Annotated in this window: 11 protein-coding genes; 2 read left to right on the forward strand and 9 right to left on the reverse strand. The window is 39.2% G+C overall.

Annotated elements, in window-relative coordinates; all coding sequences use genetic code 11:
• Window positions 1-35 precede the first annotated feature (35 nt).
• On the reverse strand, window positions 36-575 hold the full coding sequence (syd, locus tag P4S61_RS01575; RefSeq protein ID WP_337117659.1) for a SecY-interacting protein: 540 nt from the start codon (window positions 573-575) through the stop codon (window positions 36-38).
• Between the two features lie 59 nt (window positions 576-634).
• Here syd and queF point away from each other — a divergent pair, with 59 nt between their 5' ends.
• Window positions 635-1,480 (forward strand): NADPH-dependent 7-cyano-7-deazaguanine reductase QueF, encoded by an 846-nt coding sequence (queF, locus tag P4S61_RS01580; RefSeq protein WP_337117660.1) that lies wholly within the window; start codon window positions 635-637, stop codon window positions 1,478-1,480.
• Window positions 1,481-1,534: 54 nt separating this feature from the next.
• On the opposite strand, the gene P4S61_RS01585 is transcribed toward queF, so the two are convergent.
• Genes P4S61_RS01585 through P4S61_RS01600 form a run of 4 tightly spaced genes read right to left on the reverse strand, consistent with a single transcriptional unit; the run spans window position 1,535 to window position 8,664 of the window.
• Window positions 1,535-2,416, reverse strand: a complete 882-nt coding sequence (locus P4S61_RS01585; RefSeq protein WP_442961538.1) for a peptidylprolyl isomerase — start codon at window positions 2,414-2,416, stop codon at window positions 1,535-1,537.
• A 35-nt stretch (window positions 2,417-2,451) separates the two neighbouring features.
• Window positions 2,452-3,267: a hypothetical protein gene (locus P4S61_RS01590; RefSeq protein ID WP_337117661.1), complete on the reverse strand. Its 816-nt coding sequence runs from the start codon at window positions 3,265-3,267 to the stop codon at window positions 2,452-2,454.
• Between the two features lie 25 nt (window positions 3,268-3,292).
• On the reverse strand, window positions 3,293-6,979 hold the full coding sequence (tamB, locus tag P4S61_RS01595; protein WP_337117662.1) for an autotransporter assembly complex protein TamB: 3,687 nt from the start codon (window positions 6,977-6,979) through the stop codon (window positions 3,293-3,295).
• Complete coding sequence (locus tag P4S61_RS01600) at window positions 6,979-8,664, reverse strand: autotransporter assembly complex protein TamA (protein WP_257326364.1); 1,686 nt, start codon at window positions 8,662-8,664, stop codon at window positions 6,979-6,981. The genes tamB and P4S61_RS01600 overlap by 1 nt, the downstream gene beginning before the upstream one ends.
• Window positions 8,665-8,866: 202 nt before the next feature.
• Here P4S61_RS01600 and P4S61_RS01605 point away from each other — a divergent pair, with 202 nt between their 5' ends.
• Window positions 8,867-9,202, forward strand: coding sequence for a ribonuclease E inhibitor RraB (locus tag P4S61_RS01605; protein ID WP_182731907.1), 336 nt, complete (start codon window positions 8,867-8,869; stop codon window positions 9,200-9,202).
• Window positions 9,203-9,223: 21 nt separating this feature from the next.
• On the opposite strand, the gene P4S61_RS01610 is transcribed toward P4S61_RS01605, so the two are convergent.
• The 4 genes from P4S61_RS01610 to P4S61_RS01625 form a co-directional block, all read right to left on the reverse strand.
• Entirely contained in the window at window positions 9,224-10,981 is a 1,758-nt protein-coding gene (locus P4S61_RS01610) for a DEAD/DEAH box helicase (RefSeq protein ID WP_182758680.1), read from the reverse strand.
• Between the two features lie 84 nt (window positions 10,982-11,065).
• Window positions 11,066-11,368: an H-NS family nucleoid-associated regulatory protein gene (locus P4S61_RS01615; protein WP_145241611.1), complete on the reverse strand. Its 303-nt coding sequence runs from the start codon at window positions 11,366-11,368 to the stop codon at window positions 11,066-11,068.
• Window positions 11,369-11,651: 283 nt separating this feature from the next.
• On the reverse strand, window positions 11,652-12,446 hold the full coding sequence (locus tag P4S61_RS01620) for a hypothetical protein (protein ID WP_182758681.1): 795 nt from the start codon (window positions 12,444-12,446) through the stop codon (window positions 11,652-11,654).
• A gap of 264 nt (window positions 12,447-12,710) precedes the next feature.
• Window positions 12,711-13,265, reverse strand: a complete 555-nt coding sequence (locus tag P4S61_RS01625) for a DUF1439 domain-containing protein (RefSeq protein ID WP_145241607.1) — start codon at window positions 13,263-13,265, stop codon at window positions 12,711-12,713.
• Window positions 13,266-13,352: the final 87 nt, after the last annotated feature.

Consider the following 13,352-nt stretch of genomic DNA (forward strand, 5'->3'; position numbering starts at 1 on the left):
ACAAAAGGGAACTGCAGTTCCCTTTTTTAGCATTGTTATATTTCAAGTGCTGCAATAAACTCTCCAAGATTAGCCGCTAAGGTATGATGCGGTTTCTTTCCGACATACTCCAAACATACTTCACCTGAAGAAATTAATACTGATACTAATAAGTCGTCTTGATCCGTTAGGCCTATAAATACCGTTGGCTCTTGCTTAAGCTTACGCTTCATCAATACATGCCCGGTTATATTTTGCTGCAGTAAATCGAAGTCATCTTCATTCCAAGCTTGCAGTAACTCCACGCTATATTGGTTTATTTTGGCAGTAATTGCTCCTGCGAAAAACGCGCCATAATACTCATTCAGTGCTTGTGGAAACTCAACCTCAAGGGCTGCTGCTAAATCAGTTAAAGAGCCTGTAGGACTGCGACGCGTCGCCTGCCATTGGATCATACCATTTGCATCCGCACTGCCAACCTCACAAGGGCTTGACCAATCACTGTCGTGCTCAATACATGGTAATGAATCTGTTTGCTCTAACTGGCGCTGGGCAAATCGTTGATGAAGTTGTTCTAATTCTGTAGCAATACTCATACTGTGAAACTCATAAGCTTTAGGTATAATGGCGCTATTGTAACTATAAAAGACGTAACATGACAGATTACAGCAATTCACCTGAACTAAAAGGCAGCGTATTTGGCCAATCAACCGAGTATGTAGATACCTACACACCGAGCTTATTGTTTCCGATCGCACGTAAACTTAACCGCGATGATTTAAATATTGATGAAAGTGCCTTACCCTTTAAGGGTCAAGATCTTTGGACTGGCTATGAGCTATCGTGGTTAAACGCAAAAGGTAAACCTGTGGTTGCCGTGGCCACCTTTGAATTTCCTTGTCAAAGTAGCCATATCATTGAATCAAAGTCTTTTAAGTTATATTTAAATAGCTTTAATCAAAGCCGTTTTGATTCAATTGATGACGTACAGGCTATTCTAACTGCGGATCTATCGACAGCAGTAGCAAAGCCCGTCAATGTTACTTTGTACAGCCCGAGTGATTATAACTGTTTACCCTGTACGCCGTTGCCTGGTGAGTGCATTGACGACTTAGACATTGAAATTGATAACTACCATTTACATGCTAACTCTTTACAAGCGGTCGCGACAAATACAGTGACTGAAACACTGCACAGTCACTTATTAAAATCTAATTGCTTGATCACCTCACAACCTGACTGGGCGAGTATTATTATTCGCTATACCGGTGAGCAAGTATGTAAAGAGTCTTTATTGCGGTATTTGATTTCTTTTCGTACTCATAATGAGTTTCATGAGCAATGTGTTGAGCGTATTTATTGTGACTTAATCACGCAATTGAAGATTACCAAGCTTGAAGTTTATGCCCGTTACACCCGACGTGGTGGCCTTGATATCAACCCATATCGATCCACAGATCACGATACAATACCATTTAACGTGAAAATAAACCGCCAATAATAGTCATTTTATTGTATAGAACCCCGAGCCCGCTCGGGGTTAATTTTCAACTCGCTAACTTTCTAGCTCACTAACTCTTTTAGTTGGTATTGACATACCGCATACATCAACATAATTAGGCGTTTCTACAAACCATGCTTCACTGCGATTTTGACGCGCTTTAATCAACATTTTAAAACTATTAGAATCTGTTTTTAGCACCTTAAATTGACTGCGGTCCTCTTTGCTTATATCAGCTAAAACTTGCAGATCCGTTATTGGATTAAATTTCTCTCCTGCTGTTTCTATGCGTGAGAGCAGATTAAAATGAGCCATGCCTTCTAGCACCCGGCCAAATACGGTAATATTTCTATCTAAGTAACGAGGTCCATGACCTAATGTGACATAAAACTCAGTGCCACCGCTGTTAATATCATTATCCCTTGCCATCGCAAATATACCGTTACAATGTACTTGCCAAGTTTGGGTTTGCGCTTCATTTTGTGCCACTGCAAAGCCATTTAAAAACCCCGTGATTGCAGCGTAACCATCTTCTCTATCCAGTTCGGTAATTTTAAGTGCCGTTTTAGTCGCTAAATAAAACTCAGAAGGTACTGCTTTACTTGCAGTGTTAATTACTTTTTTACCACTGGCATCACCGCCTTGGGCTACAAAACCTTCCACAAAACGGTAAACACTCAAACCTCTATAAAAGCCTTCACGAGCAAGTTTTTTTATATTCTGTGTGTGTTTTGGTGCAAGTAATGGATTAAGTTCAATATACGCCGCGCCCGAAGGTAGAGTAATTTTAATGATATTATCAGTGTCTACCATTCGCCATTCTGATGCGCTGACATTACTCATTACGCCACTGACTGTTGGTTGTTCAACCGTGTTTGCCACGCTTGTTTGACTCAAGATTAACGCAACTGCAGCTAAGCATGATTTTTTCAACATATCCCACAACTTTTTTTATTATTAGTGGTGCTACATTATTGGGTTAAGGTTTTTTTATCAAGCCAAAATTGTTGTTGCTGAATCGGCGCACTGCGCGGCAACAAGGGATTAATGAGCTCAATAATTCGACGATTTTTTAAATTAGCTTGCGCAATAGCTGCGGCAAAATACTGATAAAATAACGCATCAAAAGATCCATCAGCGATCGCAGCCAATAGTCCATCTTGAAGGAGTTTATGTAATGTTTCATTATTATTTGCGACAAAAAAGTACACTGCGGATGGGTAACGAATAGCAATATGCTGATCGTGAATAACATCATTGCCGTAATTTTTCGACACATCAAATATATCGTACGCAAGTGCATCAATATGCCCAGTACGAAGCATTTCTATTGGCTTAGCCCCCATGCCATACCTTAGCGTAGATAACTCATTGCGTTCGAAAATAGCTGAGTCAGGCCAATCTTGCCTTAACCCAAATAGAAATGAACGCAACTGTCCTGAATGCGTAACTTCTGCAAACATATTTTTGTTACTAACATGCACTAAAGGAATACGATAACCCAGTAAACCTTTATCTATGGGGATCAAAATGGCTTTGGCTTGTTTTTCCCATTTCGCGCTTGTTACCCCCCAAAACACATCAATACCATTTTTATCGCCTAACAAGCGTATTGCTCTGGTTTGCGATGGAATACTAGGTACTTCAACTGGCACAATAGTGATAGCAGACTTACTTAATACCAGTGCGAGTAACTCAGCAGAATAAGGATGGCTTCCTGCCGAGTAACGTACACTTAATTGCGTATTAGTGTACCCACTAAAAGAACACAATAAGTAAACTAACATTAGTTTTCTCAACGTATCATTACCACTAATCTAAATCGAATTTATAAAGAATATCAACATTTTGATACAGGCCACTGGTGATTTCAATGTATAACTGCGACAGTAACTGATAGCGTACTGCCACTTCACTGAGGGAGTCAAAAATCCCCACACTGTATTTCACTTGAATGCCTGGCGCAACGTAACCCGAAATTTCAACTTTGGTCTCTTCGCCGCTCCCCTTAGAGCTCAAACTCACATCAGATAAACCAAACGTTTCACCAACTTTAGAAACCATTCCTTCACTACGGCTCACCCCTTGTGCTAGCAACAACTGAGTTAACATCGCATCGGTTGAGCTATCACCTTCACCTAGTGGTTGACCATTTAACAAGTAAGCGAGTGATTGTGCTTGATCCATTGCTGGTTCAGAGAACACTTTGAATACAGGCTGATCGATATTGCCTGTTAAAGTGATCCCGGCAATAACATCATTAGCAGTATTGTCTGGATTACGGATCGCTTTAATATTTAAGTACGGCTTATCAATTGGGCCACTAAAACCAATTTGCCCGGTACGAATTATCAAATCTTGACCAAATGAACGATATGTACCTTGTCGTAAGTTCAATTCACCGGTGGTGATCATTGGCGTTTGTTGATCCATTTTAATCGCTAAATCACCTTCAATTTTTGACTCCAGACCAAAAGATTTTATACGCACATCGTTTTCAACAATTAGCTTTAAGTTTATATCGTAATCAAAAGGCACAGCTTGCGTTTGCTTGGTCTGCTTATCAATAATAATCTCATCATCACTGACTCGCACAGCGCCTTCTGGTAACTCTTCTATTTCTATTCGACCATACGGGACAACCACTTGCCCTACTAGTTTAAAAGCATTATCAACTAAACTTATTTTTAGGTCTGGGGAGATCTTAAAAATCACTCCTTGCTGCGCACGCACGTAAAACTGCTCACCAAGTACCGCTAAGTTAACTGCAGGCTGAGTTCCTTGCCAATCAATATCACCGATCAGTGCTAATTCACCGCCTTCAGCATCTTTTAACTTCCCTTCCAAGGTGGCTTTGGTTTTATCAAATGCGATACTAATATTTGAATCCACAATCGCAACTGGAAGTTGCTCGCCTTGTAAATTCACGTCGGAAATCTCAAGTTCACCATTTAACAATGGCGCACTGAGCGTGCCAGCTAACGCAATTTGCCCGCTAATACTGCCTTTTAATTGCTCTAGAGTACCCATAAAAGGCTGTAAATCGGTTAATAAAATCTTATCAATCATAAGTTGACCACGAAGCAATTGCTGACCAGTTAAATCTTCAGTATTGAGATCAGCACTGATATCACCAATCACACTAGAGCTTAGACGAGCCTGCAATTGTGCATTTTGTTGATCTGCGGTGGCGTTAAGCGAAAATGTTTCTATTGGTAAACGATAGCGTTTATCTTCATTTATAAGCGTGGTCGCTAAATCATGTGAGCTAATTACTGCTGTTAAAGTTTGTAATTGAGTGTTTTGCCAATTCGCATTTAGTTGGCCGTTCAAGCCCCCTTCGGTAATAATATTCTCAGGTAATAAATGTTTTATCTCAGCTAGATCAAAATTATCCAGTTGCGCTTTAAACTGGCCTTGTTGGTTAGTTTGGCTAAGCTGCTCAACGCAAAGTTTGCTATTGTCACTTTGCCAGCAATGTTGCTGCACCGAAAAATCACCATTGTCGATGTTAAATTCAATTGCAACCGCCGGTTGTGCGCTAACGCGAATAACATTATCAGTAAGCATTACATCACTGACATGGCCTTGCCATAATTGATTAGTAAATTTACCAGCAACTTCAAATTGAGCTTCTCCGTCAGCGGCATCTAAATTAAATTGCAATTGATGATCAGCTTTATCGCCTGCTGCTGCAATAGTAAAACTGTTGATATGACGACCAGATACACTCGCATCTGTGAGCTTTAAACTCACATTGGTTTGCCAATCAGCGGCATAATTAAAGTCGGTCTTGAGCGCTAGATGTTCAATCGCAATATCAGCAAAGCTTAAATGACTGATGCCAACATCTAGATTGACTATCGGCTCCAACCGTTGCCCAGTTATAGCAAGCTTACCTTCACCAACACCGGTAAATTCGAGTTCATTTTGCTGCGCTTTATTTAAATGTAACAGCCCTTTAATATTCCACTGCTTAGTAATATCACCAGATAATGTGAGTTTATTCTCACCACTGGCAAGCTCAAACTTGTCAATGCTTGCATACAGTGAGTTATTTAAATCAAAGTCTGAGGCTAAGCTAAATGGTATATCGTTCAGCGTACCAGCTAGCTGAGTATTGGTCATTTTCAGCTGCCATTGCTGCTGCTCAGCACTGAAAACACCGTTAAATTGCCCTGAAAGATCACTTGTTAGCGCATCTGTTAGGTACTGGGCTTTCAAATGAGTTAATTGCCCTGAAAACTCACTATGGATACCTTCATCCCAACGCGCAGACGCTGTAATAGTGGCTTTACTCTCGTTCGCTAACAATGACAAGTCATCGACGTGGATCTGGGTTAGGCCACCTTTAAGAGAGGACTTTAACTGTACCTTAGGGTATGCCGCCAACTGACTTTGTGCTATTAGCTGTAACTTATAATCATCAGCATTACCTTTGCCAGTTAACTGCACATCACTAATCTCTAAAGCGTTGTTATCTACTTCAAGCTGCCACTGAGTAATATTTGCATTGACTGAAAAAGGAAAGTTTATCGTTTTTAAATCTGCGTTTATTTTTGCGCTTAGCGGATATTGCCCTTGGGTGATTACATCTAGTTGCAAATCGTGTAAATCACCATCCACAGCCAAACTGAGCTGATGCTCTGGATTGTTAAGAGTTATTTTTGCCGTAACAGGCGTATCATCAACTAAGGTTGCTTTCAATTGGCTACTCAAATGCCATTGCAAATAATCAGCACTGAATGAAGGTAATATCAGTTGGCTTTTTGCAATTGAGAAAGCACCTTTAATATCTGTAATTTCATGACTTTGCTCACCTTGTACAATCGTTACTTTCGATACCAATAATTGCTCAAGTGTTGCTGCAAGCGGCGAGCTAAAATGGATGTCAGGTAACGCCGCAAGTGCAGTTAGTGGTTCGCTAGGAGGTGATTGAGTCTCTTTGAGCAGCACATCAACTTGAGCAATTGAGAGTGAGTTTAACGTCACAAGGGATTGCTCTGCCGAGGCTGACAGCGCAAATTTTGTCACTGTGACATCAGCGCTGGGATGAGCAAGCTTAAACGATGCAATTGCGATACGTTTAATCGAAATTGCTATCGGTAAACTGATCTCATCAGTACTACTGGCAACTGGCTGCTCTGGAACAGTCGCTTCATCATCAGCTAAATTTTGTGAAATATCGGGCAATATCAGTGCCATACTCTGCGCACTAATATTTTCGATGCAAATACCTTCACATCCCCACCAATATAGGTCGAGTTTTAGGTTTTTAGCATTAAAATCTAAGCCATCTTGTTGAAACTGCACATCAAATGAATCGTTATATAAAAAACGGCCATTGTTAATATCTATGTGTAAGCCATCGACTAGTTTATTTGCAGTATAGGCAATCAGCTGATTACCTGGTGCTGTAAATAATAAACAAAATACCAGCACGAATACCGAGGCGAGAAACACTGTGAGTACAGTGATGATTTTTTTCATTCTTGACATTAAATTTCAGGCCCTATGGTAATACTTAATCGTGTACTTTTACTTTCTTTAGTGAGTCCCCACGCGTGATCAATTCTCACAGGGCCTACTGGTGTTAAATAACGAATACCCAACCCAGCTCCCACTTCGACACGATCAGTAAAGTCATTGGTCGCTGTACCGCTGTCTACAAATAAGGCTGCTCGCCAACTCTCTGCAAATTGATAATTATATTCAACAGTACCTGTAATTAGATATTTACCACCAATCAAACGACCGGCTTCATCTTCAGGTGATATTGATTGATATGCAAAACCACGTACGCTTTGATCACCACCAGCATAAAAACGCAGTGAAAATGGTACGTTATCAATATCATCGACTAGCATTGCACCAATATTTGCTTTTAAAAAAATCAGATGTCGGTCAAGGTATGTTTGCAACCAAGCATTTTGTATCTGCATTCTGACGATATTTGTGGTTGAAAACATGTCCTTTAAGCCAAACTCTGCCGACAATAACCATTGATATCCTGATAATGGCGTTGTGCCTCCCTCTGTGACTTTTTTTGCGTAACTGAGCCCGGGCATTAACATTTTTGAGCTTTGCTCTGCATCACCAATTCGGTATGTTTCTCGATCGCGGCGTAAAAAGGCAGTACGAACCCAATTATCATCAGTCAACCATTGGCGTTGTAGTTGTCCAGTAAGGATTTTACTGTAAACGTCGTTAGTTAACTCATCTTCTAACTTGTAACCGACAGAAAAACGCCATAAATCATCATTTGGATCATCAACAGGAACTGTGTAACCAAGTGAAATATCTTGTTGGCGCTGCGACACATTTAAGTTGCTTTCAAGGTAGTGGCCATTTTCAGTGAGCCAAGGTTTGGACCATTTAAAACGCACTTTTGGACCAAGATCTGTACTGTAACCGCCACCTATTTCATAACTGTTGGCAGGTCGATGTAGTACGTCAACCCTAATAGGTACTTGCTTATTCGCACGATTAGCAATATCAGCGTAAACACGCACACTGGCAAAATAAGGTGTGGTTGAAAGTGCTAAGTTATACTCAGAAACCAAGGTTGCTTTATAAGCTTCACCTTGCTTAAATTTTGCAATTGAACGAATGTATTTCTCTGCTCGGGTTTCTTCACCTAAAACTAACTCACCAAATTGGTAGCGAATACCGGTGTCGATCGTTAAAATCACTTCAGCACTGTTATTCTTTAATGAAATTGCGAGTTGATGTGCTTGCCATTTAACATCAAAATATCCTAACTCAAGCAATTGTCCTTCAATTTTTTTACGCGCCGCGTCATAATTGCTGTGATTTAAAATATCTCCTTGCTTTAAATTAATACTATTGATGCTTTGCTTGAGAAGAGGGTCATCTTTACCATCACCTTGAACAGTGATACGTACATCTGCAATTCGTGTTACAGGTCCGCGCTCAATGGTAGCGACTAAGGTTTGTGTTTCATTATTATATTTTAACTTAATGGTCGGTTTATAATAACCGAGTGCTTTTAAGCTAATCGCCACTTGTTTTTTTGCATGACTTAACAAAGTGCTGGTTACTTTTTCACCATCTAGTTGTTTTAAGTACAGCGCAACGTTTTTTTCAAGATCGCCCTTTATACCATTAATTTCATAACTAGTTACCACTTGCGAAGCTGCAAATACATGAAATGAAAACAACAAAAATAAACCAACCGCAAAGCGAGTTAATATCCAACTAGGCAAGTAATTTCCTTACTTAAAAAATTTACCGATAATGATTGAAATAGTACCATATTGAAGTGACTTCACGCAGTAACTCAAATGTGAAAATTAGTACGCTTATGTGCTTTATTTTGGTTACAATAGTCGATACTAATTTGAAATAATTTTATTGAGTTTTTAAATGCACTTTCCTGATGATGACAATGGCCAACTTTTAGCTGAAATCGCCGCTGCGGGTATAGATTTGGCGCAGATGCACAAAATTGATTTCTATATTTTATTTGAGCAAAAAGTAGATGCCGAAAAGTTTGCCACCGCGATAGCCGAAGATGAACTCTCCCCTGCCACCGAATTAGTGCAATGCACAGACACGGGTATTTGGGAAGTGGTAACTCAGGTCGAGATGGTGCCAGATCACACTTTACTTGGCCAAACAGAGCAATATTTAGAAAGTATTGCAAATGGCTATAACGGTTATGGTGATGGCTGGGGATTAATGGATGGCGACGACGCCTAAATCTAAAATCAGTTAAGCTTATTAATAGCTTAGCTGATTTGCCTTTCTAAAGTTACCTTGATAATCAAATAGTTTATCGGCAACCTTCCAGCCATATTTTTTACTCTTTCTAGCAATAACAAAATCCGGTGCAACAAGCTGCATCTGTCCAGCAATAACTTGTCCAGCTGACTTATATTCTGTGGGTGTTTGACCATTAGCAGTACGCTGAGAAAATTGTTTATTAAACGCATAACGGGCGCCGGACTTTGAGAAATCATAAATTTCATCGCAACTAGCACCATCTTCATCATAATAAGTAACTTTAATAATATGTTCGTTATTTGCGAGGCTAACAACACTTAAACCACTGCAACGTAATACCAATGCATCTTTTAAATTTAATGCAGCACGTAGTTTATCATCAGGATCAGCCATTACCTCATGGCAAGACTGGCACTGACGTGCGGCAATATCATTTTGCGCACCACACGCTTCACATTCTTTAAAGCGAAAACGGTAATCACATTGCTCTTTTGAGCCATCATCATCTTCGAGTAAACCTTGGCAGCGACGGCCAAAATGCTCAATCACTTTACCTTGTGTATCGGTTTTTCCCCAAAATATATTGGCAAAACCACAACCAGGGCAAAGTACTTGTACAGGCTCGTTATCACTATCGCCTTTTTTACTTCCTACTTCGGGGTAAAATAAGTCAAAGCCATTACCTGCATAATCAATTACCAAACACTCGGTTTTCCCTTCGCTTAAACGCAGGCCTCGACCAACAATTTGTTGGTATAAACTAACCGACTCTGTCGGGCGTAAAATAGCAATAAAATCAACATGAGGCGCATCAAACCCGGTGGTGAGCACAGATACATTGACTAAATACTTTAGTCGGCGCTGCTTAAATTCCATAATAATACGGTCACGTTCAGCGTTAGGAGTATCCCCGGTGATCAAAGCCGTTTGTTGTTCAGGCAAATAACCATAGACTTCTTTTGCATGCAGTACGGTCGCAGCAAAAATCATGATCCCTTGGCGTTGCTCGCTGTACTGAATAACTTGCTGCATAATAGCTTTGGTTGCTCTGCTATGCTTTTCTAGTAACTGGTTCATATCATCGGCTGTATAGCGTCCGAATGAATCACTTTGTAAAGAAGAAAAATCATAATGACTGATCGCCGCATCCACTTCCTTTGGTGCAGTCAAATAATGATGCTTGATCATATAACGCAGTGGTAGTTCAAAAATACATTCTCGAAATGGACTCGCTTTATCGCCTCGAACAAAACCATGATAATGACGATAATAAACCCAGCCCATTCCCATACGATAAGGCGTAGCGGTAAGTCCAAGTACTTTTAACTGCGGATTATATGCTTTTAGCGCAACGATCACTTTTTGGTACTGGCTATCTTGCTCACCACTGACACGGTGACATTCATCTATGATCACTAACGAATAATGTTCGTTAAGTTGCTCAAGATTGCGTGACAGCGATTGGATACTGGCAAACGTTACTTGATGTAGCAATGACTTTTGTTTTAAACCCGCAGAAAAAATACTCGCCTGAAGACCAAAGCTTTTATATTTTTCAGCATTTTGCTCAACAAGCTCTTTGACATGGGCAAGTACTAAAATTTTCTTTCTGGCAATTCGCGCTAACTCAGCGATCACCAAGCTTTTACCTGCACCCGTAGGTAATACAATTAAAGCAGGATCTGAAGTTTTACGAAAATGAGCGACTGTGCGATCAACCGCTTCTTGTTGATAGGGTCGTAGTACATACGTCATAGTAGCAACTTCGAAGGGGTCAAAAAAATAATGGAGTAATAAACTATTTTGTAAATAAAGAGGGGGTATACACCCCCTACAGTATTAAGCTAAGTGGTCGGTAAGTTCAACACCTTGGAATGCTTTAGGGCGTTTACCACGGCCAGTCCATTCAACAATTTCACCCTCAAACTCAATACGGTATTTAGGCATTACTTTTGTGCGTTTATCGTTGGCACCGTCTTGAAGATCATCAAGAGTAAGACCTTTTTCTTTCAACAGATCAAGTACTTCCTGTTTAGCTTGCTGCTGCTGCGTATATTTTGCAATCGCATCACCAAGTAATGCCTGTGCTTTTTCTAAGTCTGATAGACTCGCTGATTTAATAAAAGCTTTAACTTCTTTCATTTTTTACTCACTAAGTTGTAAAGTTATAAATTAGATATGATTCAACTAAATTATAAGCCTATTCTTTAAAATAGGCCAAGCTGATTAATCAGTTTTTAAGGATTTTATTTAAACGAGGATTAATCAATAAGATTAGTATAGTCATTTATTAAGGTTAAGTAGTTTATTATTCACTTTATCAGCGCTGAAAAATATACTTAACATGCTTAATTAACCTAAAGAGTATGCAATCCTTTTATTTAAAAACGAACGTTCAGTTTAATATTTTCGCAATTACATAAAATCATTTGATCACTTTATAATACAACCACATCGACGTTATTAGCGTTTCAAATCGCCATTTTAAACCAATATCATTAATATTTTTTTCAATACCAATGAAATAGGATTGATTTTCGTCAGCCCAAGATAAACTAGTGTACACATTATCGCTATTATCTTTAAGTACATAAAGGATCCCTGGATTGCTATTTACATAATAATTCACCGCGTCCGCATCGATATATACACCACTGCTTTGACTAAAACTAAACATTTTTATAATCACAGTACCAAACGTATCATTTTTGACAACCTGAGTTAACTGATCCCAGCCGCTACCGGCAATAAAATTTCCACCGACCATTCTACTAAAGGTAATAAACTCTTGCTGTAACAAGATACTGTCTAAGCTAACTGTATCGCCTGCAAATTGCTGCGACAAATTAGTTTGGTCTGCGATTGATTGCGCCGCCATAATTTCAGGTTTTAAACTACGCAGAAATAGTTCATGGCCATTTTTGTGCTCTGCAATCACTTTTTCAATATCTTTGATCTGAGATGTGTCCACTAACGCAAAACCATTGCTTTTAGTCTCTAAAGCAAGCCGTAAATAGCCTGTATCTTGGGCTGTATTAATTTTATCATTTTCGTGCAGTTCAATTGGCGTTTCTTTAAAAGAAAACACCTGAGCGCCCTGCTGTTGTGTTGAAGGTTCTACAAGAAAAGGATTAGAATTTAAATCGGGCTCATTAGCAAAAGCTACAACCGAGAATACAGCTATTAGAGTTGCATTGAAGATCACGTTACATTTTTTCATAATAGGCTCTTTATCCATAAAGAAGGCAATTAATGGTGATTAACTAACAATCAGTATAGTCGATTAAATACACAACTTGTACCTATATAATAAAAATATTATTTTGATTTATATCTCGATGACCGGTTATAAACAGCAGCCCTTACAGCGTGTGCCTCCTCTTGTAAATTAAGCCGCAGTAATAGTGCTAATATTTAATAATAACCTTATAGATACAAAAAAGCCCTGTACGTGCAGGGCTTCAACCATCTGAATAATATTAGTTTAAATGCTAGGTACTAATTTAATTGCGCCCTGCTCTACTTTCATATCTAAAGGTAATTTACTTAATAGCGCAACCTTAGGGTCATTCATATTTAGTTTATAAACTGGGTTTACAGCTAAAAATCCGTTAATAACTTTCATTGCTTCATCATCAAGTACCGCTAGGTTTCCCTTAAAACCGCCTGCGTCGATAGTTGAATCAAGCAATTTTACATTCCGTAAAAATACCGCCTTTTTCTCACTATCATAAAATGGCGCACCTTCTATTTGCAGCTTTAAACGCACTGGGTATTTAAGTGCGAAAGCATTTATAACAGCACTCGAATCTGCACCTAATAAGATTACATCACGATTATCAGGGCCAACATTCACGCTCAAATCATTCACATTAAACTCTACAGGTAATCCCATCAAGCTGACTTTTTCACTAAGTTTTGGTAATTGCTGGTTAAGTGCTGTTTCAATTTCACTGCTAGTAAATGAATAAACCGATACGCCGTTCGTGGTGTTACAAGCAGAGAGTAATAAGCAACTAATTAATAAAATATACTTCATTGTTTTTCCTTTACTATAATATTATCGTCAAAACCAAATAAAAATAAAAGCCGCACAACGGCGGCTTTTATTTAATCTACAGCGCCC

The organism is Pseudoalteromonas sp. B160 (assembly GCF_037162485.1).
Lineage (GTDB): Bacteria > Pseudomonadota > Gammaproteobacteria > Enterobacterales > Alteromonadaceae > Pseudoalteromonas > Pseudoalteromonas rhizosphaerae.